This window comes from Streptomyces sp. NPDC006798 (genome assembly GCF_040635975.1).
In the GTDB taxonomy this organism is placed as follows: Bacteria; Actinomycetota; Actinomycetes; order Streptomycetales; family Streptomycetaceae; genus Streptomyces.
In genome coordinates this window covers 56422-77884 of sequence record NZ_JBEYIS010000039.1, presented here as the reverse complement: position 1 = coordinate 77884, position 21463 = coordinate 56422, and the positions used below count along the sequence as shown (strand labels likewise).

Genomic DNA, 21463 nt, shown 5'->3' with positions numbered 1-21463 from the left:
TCGACGCCTTCCAGCGTCCGCTGAGGCTGCGGGACGTCGTCACCAACGGCACGACCACCTCGGACACGGTCGAGTACGTGCGCGTCACCTCCGTTCGGACCGGTCAGACGCCGCGGAGGACCGCGCCCGCCGCGTCGGCGGCCGCGGCGATCGCCGCCTCACGGGCGGTCGTGGCCTCCTCGACCGTCAGCGTGCGGTCGGGGGCGCGGAAGCGCAGGGCGTACGCCAGCGACTTCTTCCCCGCCCCGATCTGCTCACCGGTGAAGACGTCGAACAGCCGGATGGACTCCAGCAGTTCACCCGCGCCCAGGGCGAGGGCGTGCTCGACGAAGGCGGCGGGCACCTCGGCGTCGACCACCAGGGCCACGTCCTGGGTGGCGACCGGGAAGGACGAGATGCGGGGTGCGGTGACCGCGCCCTCGCCCGCCCGGCGGACCAGGTCCAGGTTCAGCTCCATGGCGCAGGTACGGGCGGGCAGCCCGAACGCCTTGACCACCCGGGGGTGCAGTTCGCCCGCGTGGCCGACGAGGGTCTTCGCCCCGTCGATCACGACGAAGAGTCCGGCGCACCGGCCGGGGTGCCAGGGGCCGTACCGGGCCTGCTCGACGGCCAGTTCGGCACCGGCCTCACCGGCGACGGTACGGGCCGCCTCGACGGCGTCCGCCCAGTCGGCCGGGCGGCCCTTGCCCCACCAGCCGGACTGCTCACGGGCGCCCGCGAGCACCACGGCGGCGTGCCGGGGCTGCTCGGGCAGGGCCGCGTCGAGTTCGGCGAGCCGCTCGTCGGCCGGGCGCCGGTCGACGGACAGGACGGGGGCCCGCCGGTCCTCGGCGGCCGGGTGGAAGACCAGACCGGTCTCGAAGAGGGCCAGGTCGTGGCTGCCCCGGCCGTCGTTGCGGCGCAGGGCGGCCAGCAGTCCGGGCAGCAGCGTCGTCCGCAGCGCCGGCTCCTCGTCGGAGAGCGGGTTGACGAGGGTGACGAGCCGGCGGGCCGGGTCGTCGGCCGCCAGGTCGAGCTTGTCGAGGACCTGCTCGCCGATGAACGGGTAGTTCGGCGCCTCGACATAGCCCGCTCCGGCCAGTGCCCGGCCGACCCGGCGGTGCAGCCGCTGCCGGTCGGTCAGCCCCCGGCCGGAGGTGGGCCTGGGCAGCGTCGAGGGCAGGTTCTCGTACCCCTCCAGCCGCATGACCTCCTCGGCCAGGTCGTTGGGCGCGGCCAGGTCGGGGCGCCAGGACGGGACGGTGACGATCAGCTCGTCCTGCCCGTAGACGTCGCAGCCGACCTCCTGGAGGCGGCGGACGACGGTCTCCCGGCCGTAGCCGACCCCGGCGACCCGGTCGGGGTGGTCGGCGCGCATGGTGACCGTACGGGGCGCGGAGGGCGCGATGACCCCGGTGACGCCCTCCTCGGCGGTGCCCCCGGCGAGGAGGACCAGCAGATCGACGGTCCGCTGCGCGGCGGCGGCGCCCGCCAGCGGGTCGACACCCCGCTCGAAGCGGCGGGACGCCTCCGACGACAGCCTGTGGCGGCGGGCGGTCCTGGCGATGGCGACGGGGTCGAAGTGCGCGGCCTCGATCACCACGTCGGTGGTGCCGCGGACCTGCCCGGTCTCCGGGTCGGTGACCGCGTCGGCGATCTCCGTGTGGGCGCCGCCCATCACACCCGCGAGCCCGATGGGGCCGCGGCTGTCGGTGATGACGAGGTCCTCGGCGTCGAGGACGCGGTGGGTGCCGTCGAGGGTGGTCAGCTTCTCCCCGGCCTCGGCGCGCCGGACCCCGATCGGGCCCTCGATCAGGGACCGGTCGTAGGCGTGCAGCGGCTGGCCCAGCTCCAGCATCACGTAGTTGGTGATGTCGACCGCGAGGGAGATCGGGCGCATGCCCGCCTTCTGGAGGCGGCGGCTGAGCCAGATCGGGGAGCGCGCCTCGGGGTCGAGGCCCGTGACGGTGCGGGCGGTGAAGCGGTCGCAGCCGACGGGGTCGGCGACCTGGACGGGGTAGCCCCGGCCATTGGGCCCGGGGACGTCCAGCAGCGCCGGGTCGCGCAGCGGCAGCCCGTAGGCGGTGGCGGTCTCGCGGGCGACACCGCGCAGCGACAGGGCGTAGCCGCGGTCCGGGGTGACGGCGATGTCGAGGACCTCGTCGAGGAGCCCCAGCAGCTCGATCGCGTCGGTGCCGGGCTCGTACTCCGGCGGGAGGACGATGATGCCGTCGCTGCCGTCGTCGCCCATGCCCAGCTCGCCCGAGGAGCAGATCATGCCGCGGGACATCCGGCCGTACGTCCTGCGCTCGGCGATCTTGAAGCCGCCGGGCAGTTCGGCGCCGGGGAGGACCACGACGACCTTGTCGCCGACGGCGAAGTTACGGGCACCGCAGACGATCTCCTGCGGTTCGCCCGTACCGTTGGCCGCCCCGACGGCGACCATGCAGTGCCGGATGGGCTTCTTGAACTCGGTCAGCTCCTCGATCGACAGCACCTCGCCGACGACCAGGGGGCCGGTGAGACCGGCGCCGAGCTGTTCGACGGTCTCGACCTCCAGTCCGGCCGCGATCAGCTTCCTCTGTACGTCACGGCCGGTCTCCGTCGCCGGCAGGTCGACGTACTCCCGCAGCCATGAAAGCGGGACCCGCATCAGATCTCCATCCCGAAGGGCCGGGTGAACCGGATGTCACCCTCGACCATGTCTCGCATGTCTTCGACGTTGTGGCGGAACATCAGCATCCGCTCGATGCCGAACCCGAAGGCGAATCCGCTGTACTTCTCGGGGTCGACCCCGCAGGCCACCAGCACCTTGGGGTTGACCATGCCGCAGCCGCCCAGCTCGATCCAGCCCTCGCTGGAGCAGGTGCGGCAGGGCCGGTCCGGGTTGCCGACGGACTCGCCGCGGCAGACGTAGCAGACCATGTCCATCTCGGCGGACGGCTCGGTGAAGGGGAAGAAGTTCGGCCGCAGCCGGGTCTTCATGCCCTCGCCGCCGAAGAGCTCCCGGACCATGTGGTCGAGGGTGCCCTTGAGGTCCGCCATGGTCAGGCCCTCGTCGATGGCGAGCAGCTCGACCTGGTGGAAGACGGGGGTGTGGGTGGCGTCCAGCTCGTCGGTGCGGTAGACGCGGCCGGGGCAGATCACATAGACCGGCGGTTCGCGGTCGAGGAGCGAGCGGATCTGCACCGGGGAGGTGTGGGTGCGCAGTACGACCCCGGAGCCCTCGGCTCCGCCGCCCCGGACGAAGAACGTGTCGGCCTCGCCGCGCGCGGGGTGGTCGGGGCCGATGTTGAGCGCGTCGAAGTTGAACCACTCGGCCTCGGCCTCGGGGCCCTCGGCGACCTCGTAGCCCATGGCGACGAAGACGTCCTCGATCCGCTCCGAGAGGGTCGTGATCGGGTGGCGGGCGCCCGCCGGGATCCGGTCGTACGGCAGTGTGACGTCCACCGCCTCCTCGACCAGCACCCGGGCGTCGCGCTCGGCCTCCAGTTCGGTCTGGCGGGCGGCGAGGGCCTTGTTCACGGCGCCGCGCGCCTGGCCGACCCGCTTGCCCGCCTCGGCCTTGGCCTGCGGGGGGAGCGCGCCGATCTCCCGGTTGGCGAGTGCGAGCGGCGAGGTGCCACCGGTATGCGCGACCTTGGCGTGGGCGAGCGCTTCGAGGTCGCCCGCGGCGGCGAAGGCGGCGATCGCCTCGTCCCGCATGCGCTCGATCTCTTCCGGTTTCAGTGCCTCGACCTCGACAGGGTCGTACGACTTGTTGGGTGCCGACATCTCTTCCCGTGTTTCCGGTTGGCTTGGTGGGCGCGGCCCCGCTCGGCGACGACGGACGACGGACGCAGCCGAAGGACGCAGAGGTGCCAATGGCTGAGTCTAAAGGGTCGGAAACCGGCGGCGGGGCGCCCGCCCGCTGGCGGGGTACGTCCCGGGCCCGGCGGGGCCGGGCCTGCGGTGGTGGCCCGAGGGCGGCCTCAGCTCAGATGAGCGGGTGCGCCGACGGGCAGGATAAATCGGAACTCGGCGCCGCCGCCGGGTCCCCGGCCGACGGTGATCGTGCCGCTGTGGGCCTCGACGATGCCCTTGACGATGTAGAGGCCGAGACCGGTGCCACCGCGTTTGCTGCCGCGCCAGAAGCGGGTGAAGACGCGGGCCATCGACTCCTCGGGGATACCGGGGCCCTCGTCGGTCACGGTGACCGCCGTCCCTTCCTCGTCGTCGTGGTGCGCCGCGGCCGACGCTACGTCGATGGTGACGGTTCCGGCGCCGTGGCGCACCGCGTTTTCCAGCAGGTTGGCGAGCACCTGGTCGACCTTGTCGGGGTCGGCCCAGAGATCGGGCAGCCCCGGGTGGATCCGGACGGCGAACCGGTCGGGGCGCTGACCGCTGGCTATGTGGGCCTGGACGTGCCGGGCGACGGCGGCGGCGATGTCGACGGGCTGGCGGCGGACCTCCAGCCGGCCGGAGTCGATCCGGGAGATGTCGAGGAGTTCGGCGATCAGCCGGGTGACGCGGTCGGCGTCGGCGTCGACGGTCTCCAGCATCAGCCGCTTCTGGTCGTCGGTGAACCGCTCCCACTTGGCGAGCAGGGTGGCGGTGAAGCCCTTGACCGAGGTCAGCGGGGAGCGCAGCTCATGGGCGACGGTGGCGATCAGCTCGGCGTGGCTGCGTTCGGTACGGCGCCGGGCCTCGGTGCCGCGCAGGCTGACGACGAGGCGGCACAGCGGGCCCCTGGGGTACTCGCGGACGTAGCGGGCGGAGACGAGGACCTCGCGCCCGCCGGGGAGCAGCAGATTCCGCTCGGGCTGGCCGACCCGGGTGGCGAGTCCGCCGTAGGGGTCGGTCAGCGGCCACCAGCGGCGGCCCTTGATGTCCTCCAGCGGCAGGGCGCTTTCCAGGGGGAGCCCGATGGCCTCGGCGCGGGGGGTGGCGGTGATCCGTACGGCGGCGGCGTTGAAGCAGACGACCCGGCCGTGCTCGTCGGCGACGACCAGCCCGTCCGGGAGGTCGTCGGGGTCGACGGCCAGCGCCTCGGGATTGGTGGAAGCGCACAGGAACGTCCCGTGCGTCTCCGCGAGCCTGCTGGTCCCGACCGCCATACCCGTAACCCCCACCTCTCCCGGGCGCCGCAGTGGGTACCCGGGCCCGTCACCCTACTAGCTCAAGGTGACGGTCCGGACCCCCTGCGCGAGTGCGCCCCCTGTACCACCCCTCCAACAGCCCCGCGCCCCGGAGTCAGGGCCGCCCGGCGCGCTGGGCGCGGGCGGAGGCGTAGAGGCAGACCGCGGCGGCCGTGGCCAGGTTCAGGCTCTCGGCGCGGCCGTGGATGGGGACCCGGATGACGGTGTCGGCCAGGACGCGGGTCTCCTCGGGCAGGCCCCAGGCCTCGTTGCCGAAGATCCAGGCGGTGGGGCCGCCCATGGTCCCGGCGTCGAGTTCGGTGTCGAGGTCGTCCCCGGCGCCGTCGGCGGCGACGACCCGCACCCCGGCGGCCCGCAGCTCGGCCACGGCCCGTTCGACGGGGACGCCGACGGCGACCGGGAGGTGGAAGTGGGAGCCGACGGAGGCCCGGACCGCCTTCGGGTTGTAGAGGTCGACGGAGGCGTCGGTGAGGACCACGGCATCGGCTCCGGCGGCGTCGGCGCAGCGGAGTACGGTGCCCGCGTTCCCGGGGTCGCGGACATTGGCCAGCACGGCCACCAGCCGGGGGCGGGCGGCGACGATCGTGTCGAAGGGGGCGTCGAGGAAGCGGCAGACGCCGACCAGCCCCTGGGGGGTGACGGTGGTGGAGATGTCCGCGATCACGGTCTCGTCGGCGAGGTGCACCCGGGCGCCGGCCGCGTGGGCGGCGTCGACGATGTCCGCGTAGCGTTCGGCGGCCTCGGGGGTGGCGAAGAGTTCGGTGAGCGTCGGTTCTCCGGCGGGCGTGCGGTGTCCGGCGGCCTCCCGGACGGCCTGCGGTCCCTCGGCGAGGAACAGCCGCTCCTTGCCGCGGAAGTTCCGCCGGGCCAGCCGCCGGGCGGCGGCGACGCGCGGGGAGCGCGGGGAGATGGTCTCGGGGGCGGCCATGGGCTCACTTTCCGGGGGACGGGCCGCGGCGGCGGCGAACGCGCTGGTACGCGGTCCGCGCGAGGGACACGGCGATCAGGAGACGGACGCGAACGACCGGGCGGGGCATCCGGCCGAACGGGCGCGCCGGGGCCGGGGCGGGGGCGGCGCGGACGCACACGGACCCGCAGGCCACAGGGCCTGCGGGTCCGGGGTGCCGCGGCGGACGTCATCGGGGCGCACGCACGGGCGACCCGGTGACCATCACGCGGCGATCGGCTTCGCCGTCGCTCAGGCGGCGGCCTTCGGCGCGTTGACGTCGGCCGGAAGCGCCTTCTGCGCGGCCTCGACCAGCGCGGCGAACGCGTTGGCGTCGTTGACGGCCAGCTCGGCCAGGATCTTGCGGTCCACCTCGATGTTGGCGGCCTTCAGACCCTGGATGAGACGGTTGTACGTCATCCCGTTCTGGCGGGCGGCGGCGTTGATCCGCTGGATCCACAGCTGACGGAAGTCGCCCTTGCGCTTCTTCCGGTCGTTGTAGTTGTAGACCAGGGAGTGGGTGACCTGCTCCTTGGCCTTGCGGTACAGGCGCGAACGCTGACCGCGGTAGCCGCTGGCCTGCTCGAGGATCGCCCGGCGCTTCTTGTGGGCGTTGACTGCCCGCTTGACGCGTGCCACTTGTTAACTCCTTGTAGCGGGGTCGTGCGTGCGGCGGCACGACCCGAATTCGTATAGGTCCCGGTCCCGACGTCGGCTCCCCGTCCTCACCCCCGTCATGACGGGTCCCGGGAGGCGGGGTGCGACATCACTTGCCGAGAAGCTTCTTGATCTTCTTGGCGTCGCCGGGAGCCATCTCGGCGTTGCCGGTGAGGCGGCGCGTCAGCGTCGACGGCTTGTGCTCGAGCAGGTGGCGCTTGCCGGCGCGCTCACGGAGCACCTTGCCGGAGCCGGTGATCTTGAAGCGCTTCTTGGAACCGCTGTGCGTCTTGTTCTTCGGCATCGCGCCGTATCTCCTCGTCAGTGGCGCTCTCCCCCGGTGCGCGGGCACCGGGCACGCGGGAGCGTCCAGTTCGTCTTGTCAGTCCGGGAAGCGGACCCGGGGCGCCGTCGGGCTGCCCCGGGGCTCATCCCTCGGCGGGCGTCTCGGCCGGAGCCTCGGCCTCGTCGGTCCGAGCCTCGTCGGCCTGAGCCTCGTCGGTCAGAGCCTTCGGGTCCCGGCCCGCCTTGCGTGCGGCCTGGGCCTCACGCGCCTCGGCCATGGCCTCGGTCTTCTTCTTGTGCGGCCCGAGAACCATGATCATGTTCCGGCCGTCCTGCTTCGGGTTCGACTCGATGAAGCCGAGGTCCTCGACGTCGGACGCGAGCCTCTGGAGCAGTCGGTAGCCGAGCTCGGGGCGGGACTGCTCACGACCACGGAACATGATCGTGATCTTGACCTTGTCGCCCTGCTTGAGGAACCGGACGACATGACCCTTCTTGGTGTCGTAGTCGTGCGGGTCGATCTTCGGCCGGAGCTTCATCTCCTTGATGACCGTGTGCGCCTGGTTCTTGCGCGCCTCACGGGCCTTCATGGCCGACTCGTACTTGAACTTCCCGTAGTCCATGAGCTTGCACACGGGCGGCCGGGCGTTCGCCGCGACCTCGACCAGGTCGAGGTCGTACTCCTGAGCCAGCTCGAGGGCCTTGGCGAGCGGGACGATGCCCACCTGTTCGCCGCTGGGACCGACAAGCCGTACTTCGGGAACGCGAATCCGGTCGTTGATGCGGGGCTCGGCGCTGATGGATCCTCCTCGGTAGCACCGCGCGGCCGACTGGCAGACAGCCGCGAGACGTCTTATGGGTGACCAACCGCGCAGGAGCAGAAAAATGCCCCGGACGGGACACAGGCGGCAGCTCCTCGAATACCGGAGCACCGCCGCGAACGGTCGCGGGGCGCGCTTCGGGCGGCTCCATCGTCCGTACGGAACGATGGTGACCACCTGACCGGTGACCCGCCGCTCCGGGGAGCGGCCAGGTGGGAGATCGGAGCCTCCACTTGTGGGCCGGGCACAGGAGTGTCCGGCCGGTCGTCACACAAAGATATCAGCTCCGGCGGGGCCCGGCTAACCGGTGGCCCCGGCGGGGCGGCCGGGAGCGGGGCATATCGTGGGCGTCATGAGTGACGCGACCCCTGTTCCCGGCTCCGCCGCCCCCGGCGAGCCCTCTCCCGAATCGCCCGGCTTCGACGCCATGGCCCGCGACATCGCGGAGGTGCCCGCCGTCGAGGTGATCGTCACGGTCGCGGTCAACCTGATGAGCGCCGCCGCCGTGAAGCTGGGCCTCACCGAGGAGGGCGACCGGTACAAGGACCTGGACGAGGCGCGGAAGCTGGTGCACGCCCTGGCCGGGCTGCTGGACGCGAGCACCACGGAGATCAGCTCCTTCCACGCGGCGCCGCTGCGCGACGGTCTGAAGTCGCTCCAGCTCGCCTTCCGCGAGGCGTCCCTGGTCCCGGACCAGCCGGGGCAGGGTCCGGGCGAGAAGTACACGGGCCCGGTCTACGGCTAGGGAGCCCGGCCGGGACTCCCCCGCCGACCGTCGCGTACGCCCCCGGAGGGTTTCCTTCCGGGGGCGTACGGCTGTCCGGGGCGGTCTCGGGGGCGTCCGTACGGCCTCCCGGTCGCGCGCCGGGCGGCTCAGGCGCGGACGTAGAACGGTTCGCCGGGCGGGGCGGCCCCGGCGGGCAGCAGTGCCAGGTCGAGGCCCCGGACCAGCCGGGCCCTGAGCGCTTCGTGGCCCGCGATGCCCCGGGCCACCCGGCCCGCGGCCTCGGCGGGTACCGCGTCGTCGGCGAGGACGAGGGCGAGGGTTCCGTCGGTGTCTTCGCCGGGCAGCAGATGGACCCGGAGTACGGCGGGCTCGGCCGCCATCACCTCCCGTACCGCCGCCGTCACGGCCGGGTCGGCCAGCGGGTCGACCGTGGTCCGGCCCTCCGCGGCGGCCAGCAGCGCCGCGCCGCTGAGCTGGTACGGCACCGGTCCGGCCAGATCGAGGACGAGGGTGTCCGCCTTCTCGTGGGCGAGGGCCTGGAGCGCCTGGTGGAGCGGTACGGCGACGGGCCGGGCCGACGGGTCCCAGCGGGCCATGCTCTCCATCGAGGTGAACGCGGGCAGCGCCCGCCGGTCCCCCGCGGTGAGCGTCGGTACGGCCATCTCGCTGGTCTTCTCGCGCCGCAGCCCGTTCTCGTCGGTCCCGACCTCGCCCAGGACGGCGACGACGGGTACCAGCAGCCGCGCGCCGGTGAGGGCGGCGAGTACGGGACCGTGTGCCGTCCGGTCCCCGGCCCAGGCGGCGAGCGCCGCGGTGAGCCTCGGGTCGGCGGAGCCGTCGTCGTCGGAGAAGCCGGAGTCCGGGATGTTCTTGAGCGCCACGTGCCGAGCCTAGTTCCCGCGCCCCGGCGCCCTGCCCCGGGGTACCCCGGCCGGTCCTAATCTGGCGGGCATGAGCACGGGCGTGATCGGGGACGGGGACGGGGACGGGGACGCGGGGGTACGGCTGTCGGTGGCCGCCGCCGGGGCCGGGGCGGAGGACGACGTCCCGTACGGGGAGGCCGGCGGGCCGGACTTCCCGGCTGCGAGCGTCGTCAAGGTCGCGATCCTGGCCGCGCTGCTGCGGCGCGGGCCCGCGCCGGACGCCCGGCAGCGGGCCTGGGCGCGGGCGATGATCCTGCGCAGCGACAACGACGCGGCGACGGCCCTGTGGCGGGTCCTCGGGGGCGCCGGGGCGCTGGACGAGGCGTGTGCGGGGTGGGGGCTGACGGGGACGTACGCCGATCCGGCCTGGGGTCTTACCCGGACCACGGCCCGTGACCAGCTGACCCTGTTGCGGACGGTGTTCCGCGAGCCCCGGTACGCGTACCTCCGGGACCTGATGGGGCGGGTGGTCCCGGAGCAGGCGTGGGGGGTGTCGGCGGCGGCCGGGCCCGCGGGGGGCCGTGACCGGGCGGCGCTGAAGAACGGCTGGATGCCGATGCGGGCGACCGGGCTGTGGGTGGTGCACTCGGTCGGGCGGGTCGGCGGGCGGTTCGTGGCGGTGCTGTCGGACGGCCATCCGTCGAAGGAGGCGGGGATCGCCCGGGTCGAGGCGGCGGCCCGGCGGGCGGTACGCGGCCTCGGCTGACCGGGCGGGCCGGCGGGGGCGGGTCCGGAAAGCGGCGCCGTCCGCCCGGTGGGCGTGGCCCCGCGGCGTCCGGTGCGTGCGATGCGCGACGGCGGTGGGGATCCCCCCGGCGAAATCAGGGGGATGCCTCGCACGGGACGTACTCCGGGGAATCCCGACCATGCACGAGGGGTCCCTCACGTGCCCGAAGGGCTACGGAGGGGGTGGGTGCGCGTGCCGGGCGTCGCGGGCCAGGCGGGACCTCGCGGTCACGGCCCGGCGGCCCGGCTCGCAACCGGCCCGGGACACGGGACGGGTCAGAGGCTCCGGGGGCGGGTGCCGCGCCACAGTACGACCGCGATCGCCAGGACCAGCGCGCCCACTCCCCCGACCAGCGGGGCGAGCCAGCCGGCCGGGCGCGGCTCGGGTTCCTCGGGCTGCGGGCCCGGTCCGAAGTGCCTTCCGGGGTATCCCGCCGTGGCCGACTTGGGGTCGCCGGGGCGGAGCGAGCCGGCCGCCTCGATCGCGGCGGCGGGGTCGACGGTGCCGTAGCCGCGGGAGTCGTCCCGGCCGGATTCGGGCCGGTCCCGGGCGGTGTCGATGAGGAGCCGCTTGATCTGGGCGGGGGTCAGATCGCCGTGGGCGGAGCGGACCAGGGCGACCGCGCCGGAGACGAACGCGGCGGCGGCGCTCGTCCCCCAGCCTTCGTAGTACTTACGGTCCGGGTCCGGTATGACGATATCCACGCCGGGTGCGGCGACGGTGGCGTACCAGCGCCGGGTGGAGAAGGAGGCCCGGTTGCCGAAGCGGTCGACGGCGGTGACGGCGATGACACCGGGGTAGGCGGCGGGGTACGAGATCCGGTCGCCCTTCTCGCCGCCGTTCCCGGCGGAGGCGACGACGACGGCGCCCTTGGCGAGGGCGTACTGGACGGCGGCGTCCTCACCGGGCTCGGGGTGAGCGGACTCGCTGTCGTCGCCGAGGGAGAGGTTGATGACGTCGGCGCCCTGGTCGGCGGCCCACCGGATGCCCTGGGCGAGGGCCGTTCCCCGCGATTTGCGGGCCTTCTCCCGGGCCCGGTCGCCGCCTTCGAGGATGACCCGGACGGGCAGGATCTTCGCCTCGGGGGCGATGCCCATGACACCGGACTCGTTGCCGAAGCCCCGGCCGTGGGCGGCGATGATCCCGGCCATGGCCGTGCCGTGCCGGGCCCAGGCGCGGTCGCCCCGGACGGCGCCGAAGCCGATGAAGTCCCTGCCCGGCAGGACGTTCTCCCGCAGATCGGGGTGCTGGTCGTCGACGCCGGTGTCGAGGACGGCGACGGTGACGCCCGCGCCCTTGGTGGTCCGCCAGGCCTCGTCGGTGTTGAGCGCTTCCAGGCCCCACTGCTGGACCCTTATGTTGTCGGCCCTGGCGGGCACGGCGGGCAGCAGGGCGAACGAGGTGGCGGCGGCGAGCGCGAGCGCGCGGTGGCGGCGGCGCCGGTTCCGGGCGGAACGAGCCGGACGGGCCGCCGCGCCGGGTCGCTCCGCCCGGCCGCCGGTCGGGGTCGGGGTCACTTCGGCTCCTCCGGGGGCGGGTCGAGCGCCGACCGCAGGGCCCGTTCGGCCCCGGTGACGACGCCGACGGCCTCGTGGCCGAGTCCGGCCTGGGCGATCGGGGAGGTCGACTTGGCGTCCCGGGCGGTGGCGGCGGGCTGGGGGGCGTCGGGGATCCGGCCGTCCGCGAAGCCGGAGACGGCGTAGACGACGACGGGTACGTCGGGGAGCACCCGCAGTGCCCAACTGGCCCGCTGCCGGGGGCCGAACCGTTCGGCGACGGTGCCGCGGGCGCCGTAGGCCCGGGGCAGCAGATCGGGGCGTTCGTCGAGGCTCTGGGCGTCGACGCGCTGGGAGAGGGCGGCCATGTCGTGCTGGTCGGCGCCGGTGAAGACCAGGCCGACGGTGGTCACATGGGTGGAGGTGGCGTCGGTGTAGGTGGCCCGGACGACCCGGGCGCAGCCGGTCCGGGTCAGGGCTGCGGCCAGCTTCGGGTCGAGGGCGCTCGTACAGTCGCCGTCGGGCGCCACGGCGATCCGGGTCCAGACCCGGTCGGCCTTGCCGGGCCCGGCCTTCTCGCCGCGCAGGGTCCGGGGGAAGAGGGCGTCGACGGGGGCGGTGTGCCAGAGCGTGTGGGCCCGGTCGTACGCCGAGTCGTCCGCGCCGCCCGCCCCGGCGCCGCTGGTGAGGGCGCCCGCGGTGGCGGCCCCGCCGATGAGTCCGAGGCCGAGTACGGCACAGACGACGGCGGCGACGGTCCGCACCGGCCGCCGGGCGGGTACGGGCCGCAGCCGGGTGGTGATCTCGGCGTACGTCTCGGGCGGGGCGTCGAAGGGGGTCGGGATCGGCCGCGTCGGCCGTACGGGGTCGGGCACCCGGCCGGGCGGCGGGGGCACGTTCGGCGTGGCGCGGGGTTCGGTACGGGCCCCGGGGCCACCGGGTCCGGGCAGATGGGCGGGCCGTACGGGCGGGCCGGGGGCGTCCGGGGCGGGGCGCGCGGGAGCGGACCCCGGGGCCCGGGCGGGGGCGGCCGGCGGCGGGGGGACCGGCGCGGGGGGCCGTACGGCGCGCTGCGGGATTCCGGGCGGGGCCGCCGGGGCGGTCGGGGCGGTCGGCTGTCCGTCGGGGCGGGCCGCCGGGGCGGCGGGCCGGTCCTTCTCGCCCTCACCGGGTCCGGGGGCGACGGTGTCGGCGGACACGGGCCGGGGGCGGTCGCCCGGTGGCCCGGTGGTCCCGGAGTCGCGGCGCGCCGGGGCGTCCGGCCTCGCGCCGGGCGGCGGCGACGCGGGGGCGGGCCGCTCCGCCGGCCGGGCGTCCCCGGACGGGCCACGAGGCGCGGGGGGCCGTCCGGCGGTCCCGGGCGGCGCGGCAGCCGGAGCCGTGGAGCCGCCCGGAGCCGCGCTCGGTCGCGCGGGGGCGCCGTGCGTCGCGCCGGGGGGCACCGGGGCCGTACGCGGGCGGCCGTCGGCGGTGCCCGGCGCGGGGGGCCGTATCGCGGCAGCGTTCGACCCGGTGTTCGGCACCGGGGCGGGGCGTGGGGCGGGGGCCGGGGTGGGCGCCGTCGCCGGGCGGGGCGGAGGCACGGAGCCGGTCGGCGGCGCGTCCGTCCGGGGCGGTGCCGTCGCGGCTTCCGGCGCGGGCGGGCGGCCTGGCCGCGGCTCGGCTCCCGGCGCGGGGGCGGCGGGCGGGCGGGCCGGACCGGGCTCGGCGGAACGGGGGTGGGGAGGGGTGGCGCGAAGTCGCGTGGTGGCGGGGTCTCGCGGGGGCTGGGTGCGCAGGGGGCGGGTCGGCTCGTCCCGGCGGCGCGCGGTCGGCGCGGGCGGGCGGCGGGCGGAAGGGTCGGTGGGTGCGCCGGAGGGGCCCGGCGGTGCGGTGGGCGGCTGGTCGGGCCGGGGTGGCGGCAGCGCGTCCGCGAGCCGGGAGCGGGGCGCGGGTGGGGCCGCGTCCTCGGGGACGGAGGCGGTCCGTCCGGGGGCGTCAGGTGTCTCCGTACTCATGCCGCCCCCGCTTTCCCGTACCCGTACCGTCGTCGGATCGCCCCTCGCAGCATGCTTGTTCGTCTCCGCGCGTGCGTCACTCTACGGGGTGTCGCGGGCGGTCAGGGACCGGGCGCCCGAGCCCGGCTCGGGAACGGCTGATCTGCCCCGATCGTCCCCCTACCCAGCGGTAATCGGGTCTGGCAGGCTCGGTCCATGACTCACCGCGCGGCAGACCGGACCCGGTACGACCGGGCCACCGCCCAGCTCGAAGCGCCGTTCGCCGTCGTCGATCTGGCGGCGTTCGACGCCAACGCGGCGGATCTGGTCCGCCGGGCGGGCGGCAAGCCGGTCCGGGTCGCCAGCAAGTCGGTCCGGTGCCGGGCGCTGCTGGAGCGGGTGCTGGCCCTGCCCGGCTTCGCGGGGGTGATGTCGTTCACGCTCGCGGAGTCGGTCTGGCTGGTCCGGGCCGGGTTCCGGGACGTCCTGCTGGCGTATCCGTCGGTGGACCGGGCGGGCTTCGCCGAGCTGGCGGCCGATCCGGAGCTGGCGTCGGCGGTGACGGTGCTGGTCGACGATCCGGCGCAGCTGGAGCTGATCGACGCGGCGCGGGCGGGCGGGTCCGAGGAGATCCGGGTCTGTCTGGAGCTCGACACGGCGCTGCGGCTGCTGGGCGGCCGGGTGCGGGTGGGCGCGCGGCGTTCCCCGGTGGGCACTCCGGAGCGGCTGGCGGAGCTGGCCCGGTGCGTGGCGCGGCGGCCGGGGTTCCGGCTGGTGGGGCTGATGGCGTACGAGGGGCATGTCGCGGGGGTGGGCGACGCGGTCGAGGGGTATCCGGTGGTGTCCCGGGGGATCCGGCTGATGCAGCGGGCGGCCCGGCGGCAGCTGGTGGAGCTGCGGGCGGAGGCGGTACGGGCGGTCCGCGCGGTGGTGCCGGACCTGGAGTTCGTCAACGGCGGCGGTACGGGCAGTGTGCAGCACACGGCGGCCGAGGAGGCCGTGACGGAGATCGCGGCGGGTTCGGGGCTCTACCTGCCGCGGCTCTTCGACCACTACTCGGCCTTCGAGGGGCGTCCGGCGGCGCTGTTCGCCCTGCCGGTGGTGCGCAGGCCCGGGGTGGGGGTGGTGACGGTGCTCGGCGGCGGCTATCCGGCGTCGGGGCCCGCGGGCCGGGACCGGCTGCCGGAGCCGTATCTGCCGCCGGGGCTGCGGTACGACCGGCGGGAGGCGGCGGGCGAGGTCCAGACGCCGCTGCTGGGCTCCCCGGCGGACGATCTGCTGATCGGGGACCGGGTGTGGTTCCGGCACGCCAAGGCCGGGGAGCTGTGCGAGCGGTTCGGCGTACTGCATCTGGTGGAGGGCGACCGGGTGGTGGGGTCGGTGCCGACGTACCGGGGCGAGGGGCGGACGTTCCTCTGACCCGCCCCCGGCCCCGCCGCCGGTCCCGATCCCGGCCCGGGTCCCCGGACGCGGCTACAGCGGCGTGACGTAGGCGCCGGAGATCCCGCCGTCGACCAGGAAGTCCGTGGCGTTGACGAACGAGGAGTCGTCGCTGGCCAGGAAGGCGACGGCGGCGGCGATCTCGTCGGCCTCGGCGAACCGGCCGACGGGGATGTGGACGAGCCTGCGGGCGGCCCGCTCGGGGTCCTTGGCGAAGAGCTCCCGCAGCAGCGGGGTGTTGACCGGTCCCGGGCAGAGCGCGTTGACCCGGATGCCCTCGCGGGCGAACTGGACGCCCAGCTCCCGGGACATGGCGAGGACGCCGCCCTTGGACGCGGTGTACGAGATCTGGGAGGTGGCCGCGCCCATGATCGCCACGAAGGACGCGGTATTGATGATGGAGCCCCGGCCCTGGCGGCGCATATAGGGGATGGCGGCCTTGCAGCAGAGGTAGACGGAGGTGAGGTTGACGTCCTGGACCCGTCGCCACGCCTCCAGGCCGGTGGTGAGGATGGAGTCGTCGTCGGGCGGTGAGATGCCCGCGTTGTTGAAGGCGACGTCGACGGAGCCGTAGGTGTCGTACGCGGCCCGGAAGAGGGCCTCGACCTGCTCGGGATCGGTGACGTCGACCCGGACGAAGAGGCCGCCGGTCTCGTCGGCCGCCGCCTTGCCGGTGGTCTCGTCGACATCGGCGCAGACGACGTGGGCGCCTTCGGCGGCGAGCCGCCGCGCGGTGGCCAGGCCGATCCCGCTGCCCGCGCCGGTGACGACGGCGGTACGGCCCACCAGACGGCGGCAGACGGCCTCCCGGGAGCCGGTACCGGCAGGGGATTCGGCGTCGGGCTGCGACTGCGGCTGCGGCTGTGTCATGCGGTCAGACCTCCGTACTGAAGAAGACGTTCTTGGTCTCGGTGAAGGCGGTGAGGGCGTCGGGCCCCAGTTCCCGGCCGAGGCCGGACTGGTGGTAGCCGCCGAAGGGGGTCGAGTAGCGGACGCTGGAGTGGGAGTTGACCGAGAGGTTGCCCGCCCGGACCGCGCGGGAGACCCGGATCGCGCGGCCGACGTCGCGGGTCCACAGGGAGCCGGAGAGTCCGTACGGGGTGTCGTTGGCGAGCCGGATCGCGTCGGCCTCGTCGTCGAAGGGGAAAACGGCGGCGACGGGTCCGAAGATCTCCTCGCGGGCGGCGGGGGCCCCGGGGTCGAGCCCGGTGAGGACGGTGGGCGGGAACCAGAAGCCGGGTCCGTCGGGGGCGGTGCCGCGGATGCCGGGCAGGTCGTCGGGGACGTAGGAGCGGACCCGGTCCCGTTGGGCGCGGGAGATCAGCGGGCCCATCTGTACGGACTCGTCGGCCGGGTCGCCGACGGTGACGGCCTCGACGGCGGGGGCGAGGAGTTCGACGAAGCGGTCGTGGACGGAGCGTTCGACCAGGATCCGGGTCCGGGCACAGCAGTCCTGGCCGCTGTTGTCGAGGAAGGAGAGGGGGGTGGCGGCGACGGCGGTCTCCAGGTCGGCGTCGGCGAAGACGATATTGGGGCTCTTGCCGCCGAGTTCGAGGGTGAGCCGCTTCACGGTCCCGGCGCAGCGGGCCATGACGCTCCGGCCGACCCGGGTGGAGCCGGTGAAGACGATCTTGGCGATGCCGGGGTGGTCCACCAGGGCGGTCCCGGTGATGTCGCCCGCGCCCGGCAGGACCTGGAAGAGGTGTTCGGGGAGTCCGGCCTCCAGCGCGAGGGCGGCGAGCCGGAGGGCCGTGAGGGGCGTGGTCTCGGCGGGTTTGAGGAGGACGGCGTTCCCGGCGGCGAGCGCGGGGGCGGTGCCCCAGGCGGCGATCGGCATGGGGAAGTTCCAGGGGGCGATGACGCCGACGACGCCGAGGGGTTCGAGGAGGGTGATGTCGAGGCCGCCAGCGACCGGGATCTGGCGGCCGGTGAGGCGCTCCACTCCCCCGGCGCTGTAGTCGAGGAGGTCGCGGACGTTACCGGCCTCCCAGCGGGCGTTGCCGATGAGATGACCGGCTTCGAGGACTTCGAGGCGGGCCAGTTCCTCGATGTGGCCGTCGACGACGGCGGCGAACCGGCGCAGCAGCCGGGCCCGGTCGGCGGGGGCCGCGGCGGCCCAGCCGCGCTGGGCGGCGGCGGCCCGGGCGACGGCGGTGCCGACCTCTGCGGGGGTGGTCGCGGCGACCCGTTCGACGAGTGCGCCGGTGGCGGGGTTGAGGACCTCGTGGTACGCGGCGGGCACGGCGTTCCTTTCGGCGGTACGGCGCTACGGCACGGGTGGCCCCGGGCGCGGGAGGCGGCGGTCGGAGGGGGTCAGTGGCGTTCGAAGGAGCGGCGCCGTTCCCAGTCGGTGACGGCGGCGTCGTACGCGGCGAGTTCGACCCGGGCCGTGTTGAGGTAGTGCGCGACGACCTCGGCACCGAACGCGGCCTTCGCGACGGCGCTGGTCTCCCAGAGCTCGGCGGCCTCGCGCAAGGTGGCGGGGACCCGGGCGTACTCCGCCGTATAGGCGTTCCCGGCGCACGGCTCGGGGAGTTCCAGCTCCTGCTCGACGCCGTACAGCCCGGCGGCGATCAGCCCGGCGACGGCCAGATGGGGATTGACGTCGCCGCCGGGGAGCCGGTTCTCGAACCGCAGGGAGCGGCCGTGGCCGACGACCCGCAGGGCGCAGCTGCGGTTGTCATGGCCCCAGGCGACGGCGGTGGGGGCGAAGGAGCCGGGCTGGAACCTCTTGTAGGAGTTGACGTTGGGCGCGTACAGGAGGCTGAACTCGCGCAGGGCGGCGAGCTGTCCGGCGAGGAAGTGCCGCATCACCGGCGACATCCCGCCGGGCCCGTCCCCCGCCATGACGTTGGTGCCGTCGGCGTCGGCGAGGGAGAGATGGATATGGCAGGAGTTGCCTTCGCGCTCGTCGTACTTGGCCATGAAGGTGAGGGAGACGCCTTCCTGGGCGGCGATCTCCTTGGCGCCGGTCTTGTAGACGGCGTGCTGGTCGCAGGTGACGAGGGCTTCGTCGTAGCGGAAGACGATCTCGTGCTGGCCCGGATTGCACTCGCCCTTGGCGGACTCCACGGTCAGTCCGGCGGCGGCCATCTCGTTGCGGATCCGGCGCAGCAGGGGTTCGATCCGGCCGGTGCCGAGGACGGAGTAGTCGATGTTGTACTGGTTGGCCGGGGTCAGTCCGCGGTAGTCGCGGTCCCAGGCCTGTTCGTAGGTGTCCTTGAAGACGATGAACTCCAGCTCGGTGCCGACGTTCGCGGTCCAGCCGCGTTCCGCGAGCCGGGCGAGCTGGCCGCGGAGCACCTGGCGGGGGGCGGCGACGACGGGAGCGCCGTCGTCCCAGGCGAGGTCGGCGATGAGGAGGGCGGTGCCCTCGTGCCAGGGCACCCGGCGCAGGGTGGCCGGGTCGGGGCGCATCGCGAAGTCGCCGTACCCCCGGTCCCACGAGGACATGGCGTAGCCGTCGACGGTGTTCATCTCGGTGTCGACGGCGAGGAGGTAGTTGCAGCCCTCGGTGCCGTGGGCGAGGACCTCGTCGAGGAAGAAGGGCGCGGCGAACCGCTTGCCCTGGAGCCGTCCCTGCATATCGGGGAAGGCGAGGACGACGGTGTCGATCTCACCGCTCGCGACGCGGGCGCGCAACTCGCCGACGGGGAGCGGGGGTGTGCGGTCTGCCACGGGGTCGGGCCTCCTCGGATCGGCCGGGAGCCATAAGGTATTGCTGAAGACCATTGATTGGGAAGGGGGTCGGCCACGTGGCGCGGACGGAGATACGCCCGGGGGAACCGGGACCGGCGGGGATACCGGCGGACAGTTCCACCAACACGGACACGGACCCGGACCCGGTGGTGACCGGCGCGGCTGTCGAGACGTACGGGACGCCGGAGACGGCCGAAGCCGGCGCCGGAGCTGCGGGCGGGGCCGGAGCCGCTGGCGGCCCGGCGGCCGTCCTGCGGCCGGTCCGGGCGGGCAACGGCTTCGAGGAGGCGCTGGAGCAGATCCTCCAGCTGCTCCGGCTCGGCCTGGTCCCGGCCGGTGAACGGCTCCCGGCGGAACGGGATCTGGCCGAGCTGATGGGGATCAGCCGGGTCACCCTCCGGGAGGTGCTGAAGGTCCTCACCGATCAGGGTCTGGTCGAACCCCGGCGGGGCCGCTACGGCGGTACGTTCGTCCTGCCGCGCCCGGACGCCTACGGCGAGGAGGAGCTGCGGCGCAGGCTCGCGGGCCGGGACGTGGAGGACACCCTGCGCTTCCGGGAGGTGCTGGAGGTCGGCGCCGCGGAGCTGTGCGCCGCGCACGGACTGACGGACGAGGGCGCGGACCGGCTGCGGGCGGCGCTGGCGGCCACCCACGACGCGCCGCTCGCGGAGTACCGCCGCCGGGACACGCTCCTCCACCTCACCCTGGCCGGACTGTCCGGCTCGCCGTCGCTGGCCGGGCGGTACGCGGGTGTCCGGGCCACCCTCAACGACCTGCTGGACTGCATTCCGCTGCTGGTCCGGAACCTGGAGCACTCCCAGCAGCAGCACACGGCCGTGGTGGAGGCGGTACTCGCGGGCGACCCGGACGCCGCGCGGGAGACCATGCGCGAACACTGCGCGGGCACGGCGGCGCTGCTGCGGGGCTTTCTGTCCTGACGCCCGGACCGGCGGACCGTCCGCACAGGATCCCGCCCCGGACCGGCCGCGCAAGGCAATGCCGCGCGAGACCCCCGTTCCGGACACCCCGGCCGGGACGCCTCAGCCCGGATGCCCCGGTCGCACGCCCCGGTCGGAGGACATCGCCGCACAGGTCTTGCGCGCCCCCCGGACGTACCGCAATGGTGTCGGCCTAAACCTTTGACTGCCGGGAGTGATCCAGCATGGCCGAAGGAACCACCAGCAGACCCGAATCCACCCAGCCGTCGCTCCCCGGGCCCGCCGCGCCCCGCGACGACGCCTATCACCGCCGCCGCATGCTGCGCCGGGGCAGCGCGGGCTGGCTGCTGCTGACGGGGCTCGGGGTGGCGTATGTCGTCTCCGGTGACTTCTCCGGCTGGAACATCGGCCTGTCGAAGGGGGGGTTCGGCGGGCTCGCCGTCGCGCTGCTGCTGATGGGGGTGATGTACGCCTGTCTGGTCTTCGCCCTCGCCGAACTCTCCGCGATCCTGCCGACCGCGGGCGGCGGCTACGGCTTCGCCCGCCGGGCCCTCGGCACCTGGGGCGGATTCCTGACCGGTACGGCCATCCTGATCGAGTACGTCCTCGCCCCCGCCGCGATCTCCATCTTCATCGGCGACTACGTCGAATCACTGGGCCTGTTCGGCCTGGAGGCGGGCCGGCCGGTCTATCTCGCCTGCTTCGCGGTCTTCATCGGGATCCATCTGTGGGGTGTGGGCGAGGCCCTGCGGTTCAGCCTGGTCGTCACGGCGATCGCGGTGGCCGCGCTGCTGATCTTCGCGATCGGTGCCTTCACCGGCTTCGACGCGGCCCGGCTGAACGACATCCCGGTGGACGGAGACGCGTTCGGGTCCAACTCGTGGCTGCCGTTCGGGCTGCTGGGGATCTGGGCGGCCTTCCCGTTCGGGATGTGGTTCTTCCTCGGTGTGGAGGGCGTACCGCTCGCCGCCGAGGAGGCGAAGGACCCGGTGCGGTCGCTGCCGAAGGCGCTGGCGATCGCCATGGCCGTCCTGGTGCTGCTGGCCCTGGTCACCTTTTTCGCCGCGACCGGGGCCCGGGGCTCGGCCGCCATCCAGGAAGCGGGGAACCCGCTGGTGGTGGCGTTGCAGGGGGACGGCGAGCCGACGACCCTGAGCCGGATCGTCAACTACGCCGGACTCGCGGGCCTGGTGGCGTCCTTCTTCTCCCTGATCTACGCGGGCTCCCGCCAGTTGTTCGCGCTCTCCCGGGCGGGATATCTGCCCCGGTTCCTGTCGCTGACCAGCCGCCGCCGGTCGCCCTATCTCGGTCTGGTGATCCCGGGCGCGATCGGCTTCGCCCTGGCCGCGTCGACCGGCGACGGCGGCCGGATGCTGAACATCGCGGTCTTCGGGGCGACGATCAGCTACGCGCTGATGGCGCTCTCCCATATCGTGCTGCGCCGCCGCGAGCCGGGGCTGCACCGCCCGTACCGCACTCCCGGCGGCGCGATCACCTCGTCCGTCGCCTTCGTCCTCGCGCTCTCGGCGCTGGTGGCGACGTTCCTGGTGGATGTGGTGGCGGCGCTGATCGCCCTGTTGGTCTACGGCGTGGCCCTCGGCTACTTCGCCTGCTACAGCCGTCACCATCTGGTGGCGAGCGCCCCGGAGGAGGAGTTCGCCGCCCTCGCGGCGGCGGAGGCCGAACTCGACCGGGACTGACCCCGCCGCTG

18 protein-coding genes are annotated in these 21463 nt (G+C 74.3%); 5 read left to right on the top strand and 13 right to left on the bottom strand.

Annotated features, from left to right (window positions below; translation table 11 throughout):
* Window positions 1–103: 103 nt before the first annotated feature.
* The 7 genes from pheT to infC form a co-directional block, all read right to left on the bottom strand.
* Window positions 104–2632 (bottom strand): phenylalanine--tRNA ligase subunit beta, encoded by a 2529-nt coding sequence (gene pheT / locus ABZ714_RS24530; protein WP_358827465.1) that lies wholly within the window; start codon window positions 2630–2632, stop codon window positions 104–106.
* Window positions 2632–3753, bottom strand: coding sequence for a phenylalanine--tRNA ligase subunit alpha (pheS, locus tag ABZ714_RS24525; RefSeq protein ID WP_358827464.1), 1122 nt, complete (start codon window positions 3751–3753; stop codon window positions 2632–2634). The genes pheT and pheS overlap by 1 nt, the downstream gene beginning before the upstream one ends.
* Window positions 3754–3950: 197 nt before the next feature.
* Window positions 3951–5075, bottom strand: coding sequence for an ATP-binding protein (locus tag ABZ714_RS24520; protein WP_358827463.1), 1125 nt, complete (start codon window positions 5073–5075; stop codon window positions 3951–3953).
* A gap of 136 nt (window positions 5076–5211) precedes the next feature.
* Window positions 5212–6045 (bottom strand): RNA methyltransferase, encoded by an 834-nt coding sequence (locus ABZ714_RS24515; protein WP_358827462.1) that lies wholly within the window; start codon window positions 6043–6045, stop codon window positions 5212–5214.
* A 270-nt stretch (window positions 6046–6315) separates the two neighbouring features.
* Entirely contained in the window at window positions 6316–6702 is a 387-nt protein-coding gene (gene rplT / locus ABZ714_RS24510) for a 50S ribosomal protein L20 (RefSeq protein ID WP_358827461.1), read from the bottom strand.
* A gap of 127 nt (window positions 6703–6829) precedes the next feature.
* Window positions 6830–7024, bottom strand: coding sequence for a 50S ribosomal protein L35 (rpmI, locus tag ABZ714_RS24505; protein WP_003959822.1), 195 nt, complete (start codon window positions 7022–7024; stop codon window positions 6830–6832).
* A 124-nt stretch (window positions 7025–7148) separates the two neighbouring features.
* Window positions 7149–7862: a translation initiation factor IF-3 gene (gene infC / locus ABZ714_RS24500; protein WP_358827471.1), complete on the bottom strand. Its 714-nt coding sequence runs from the start codon at window positions 7860–7862 to the stop codon at window positions 7149–7151.
* Window positions 7863–8178: 316 nt separating this feature from the next.
* Here infC and ABZ714_RS24495 point away from each other — a divergent pair, with 316 nt between their 5' ends.
* Entirely contained in the window at window positions 8179–8571 is a 393-nt protein-coding gene (locus tag ABZ714_RS24495) for a DUF1844 domain-containing protein (RefSeq protein ID WP_358827460.1), read from the top strand.
* A gap of 128 nt (window positions 8572–8699) precedes the next feature.
* On the opposite strand, the gene ABZ714_RS24490 is transcribed toward ABZ714_RS24495, so the two are convergent.
* Window positions 8700–9434, bottom strand: a complete 735-nt coding sequence (locus ABZ714_RS24490) for an SseB family protein (RefSeq protein ID WP_358827459.1) — start codon at window positions 9432–9434, stop codon at window positions 8700–8702.
* Between the two features lie 70 nt (window positions 9435–9504).
* Between ABZ714_RS24490 and ABZ714_RS24485 the strand changes: the two genes are divergently transcribed.
* Window positions 9505–10182, top strand: coding sequence for a serine hydrolase (locus ABZ714_RS24485; protein ID WP_358827458.1), 678 nt, complete (start codon window positions 9505–9507; stop codon window positions 10180–10182).
* Window positions 10183–10478: 296 nt separating this feature from the next.
* Here the strand turns inward: ABZ714_RS24485 and mycP are convergent, their stop codons facing one another.
* Window positions 10479–11594, bottom strand: a complete 1116-nt coding sequence (gene mycP, locus ABZ714_RS24480) for a type VII secretion-associated serine protease mycosin (RefSeq protein ID WP_358827470.1) — start codon at window positions 11592–11594, stop codon at window positions 10479–10481.
* Window positions 11595–11716: 122 nt separating this feature from the next.
* Window positions 11717–12898 (bottom strand): hypothetical protein, encoded by a 1182-nt coding sequence (locus ABZ714_RS24475; RefSeq protein ID WP_358827457.1) that lies wholly within the window; start codon window positions 12896–12898, stop codon window positions 11717–11719.
* Between the two features lie 993 nt (window positions 12899–13891).
* On the opposite strand from ABZ714_RS24475, the gene ABZ714_RS24470 reads away from it, so the two are divergent.
* Entirely contained in the window at window positions 13892–15094 is a 1203-nt protein-coding gene (locus ABZ714_RS24470) for an amino acid deaminase/aldolase (RefSeq protein ID WP_358827456.1), read from the top strand.
* A 54-nt stretch (window positions 15095–15148) separates the two neighbouring features.
* Here ABZ714_RS24470 and ABZ714_RS24465 read toward each other — a convergent pair whose 3' ends face one another.
* The 3 genes from ABZ714_RS24465 to ABZ714_RS24455 all read right to left on the bottom strand — a co-directional run bounded on the left by ABZ714_RS24465 (window position 15149) and on the right by ABZ714_RS24455 (window position 18793).
* A complete protein-coding gene (locus ABZ714_RS24465) occupies window positions 15149–15985 on the bottom strand; it encodes a 3-oxoacyl-ACP reductase (RefSeq protein ID WP_358827455.1) in 837 nt (278 codons plus the stop codon).
* Between the two features lie 4 nt (window positions 15986–15989).
* Window positions 15990–17357: an aldehyde dehydrogenase family protein gene (locus tag ABZ714_RS24460; protein WP_358827454.1), complete on the bottom strand. Its 1368-nt coding sequence runs from the start codon at window positions 17355–17357 to the stop codon at window positions 15990–15992.
* 71 nt (window positions 17358–17428) lie between these two features.
* Entirely contained in the window at window positions 17429–18793 is a 1365-nt protein-coding gene (locus tag ABZ714_RS24455) for a glutamine synthetase family protein (RefSeq protein ID WP_358827453.1), read from the bottom strand.
* Between the two features lie 272 nt (window positions 18794–19065).
* Between ABZ714_RS24455 and ABZ714_RS24450 the strand changes: the two genes are divergently transcribed.
* Together ABZ714_RS24450 and eat are read left to right on the top strand one after the other, a co-directional pair.
* Window positions 19066–19752 (top strand): FCD domain-containing protein, encoded by a 687-nt coding sequence (locus ABZ714_RS24450; protein WP_358827469.1) that lies wholly within the window; start codon window positions 19066–19068, stop codon window positions 19750–19752.
* A gap of 317 nt (window positions 19753–20069) precedes the next feature.
* Window positions 20070–21452: an ethanolamine permease gene (gene eat / locus ABZ714_RS24445; RefSeq protein ID WP_358827468.1), complete on the top strand. Its 1383-nt coding sequence runs from the start codon at window positions 20070–20072 to the stop codon at window positions 21450–21452.
* Window positions 21453–21463: the final 11 nt, after the last annotated feature.

Bases quoted from the DNA above. Each gene is read 5' to 3' on its own strand.
- pheT (WP_358827465.1), bottom strand. From the start codon at position 2,632: ATGCGGGTCCCGCTTTCATGGCTGCGGGAGTACGTCGACCTGCCGGCG.
- ABZ714_RS24495 (WP_358827460.1), top strand. From the start codon at position 8,179: ATGAGTGACGCGACCCCTGTTCCCGGCTCCGCCGCCCCCGGCGAGCCC.
- ABZ714_RS24515 (WP_358827462.1), bottom strand. From the start codon at position 6,045: ATGGCCGCCCCCGAGACCATCTCCCCGCGCTCCCCGCGCGTCGCCGCC.
- pheS (WP_358827464.1), bottom strand. From the start codon at position 3,753: ATGTCGGCACCCAACAAGTCGTACGACCCTGTCGAGGTCGAGGCACTG.
- rpmI (WP_003959822.1), bottom strand. From the start codon at position 7,024: ATGCCGAAGAACAAGACGCACAGCGGTTCCAAGAAGCGCTTCAAGATC.
- ABZ714_RS24470 (WP_358827456.1), top strand. From the start codon at position 13,892: ATGACTCACCGCGCGGCAGACCGGACCCGGTACGACCGGGCCACCGCC.
- ABZ714_RS24485 (WP_358827458.1), top strand. From the start codon at position 9,505: ATGAGCACGGGCGTGATCGGGGACGGGGACGGGGACGGGGACGCGGGG.
- ABZ714_RS24465 (WP_358827455.1), bottom strand. From the start codon at position 15,985: ATGACACAGCCGCAGCCGCAGTCGCAGCCCGACGCCGAATCCCCTGCC.
- eat (WP_358827468.1), top strand. From the start codon at position 20,070: ATGCTGCGCCGGGGCAGCGCGGGCTGGCTGCTGCTGACGGGGCTCGGG.
- ABZ714_RS24520 (WP_358827463.1), bottom strand. From the start codon at position 5,075: ATGGCGGTCGGGACCAGCAGGCTCGCGGAGACGCACGGGACGTTCCTG.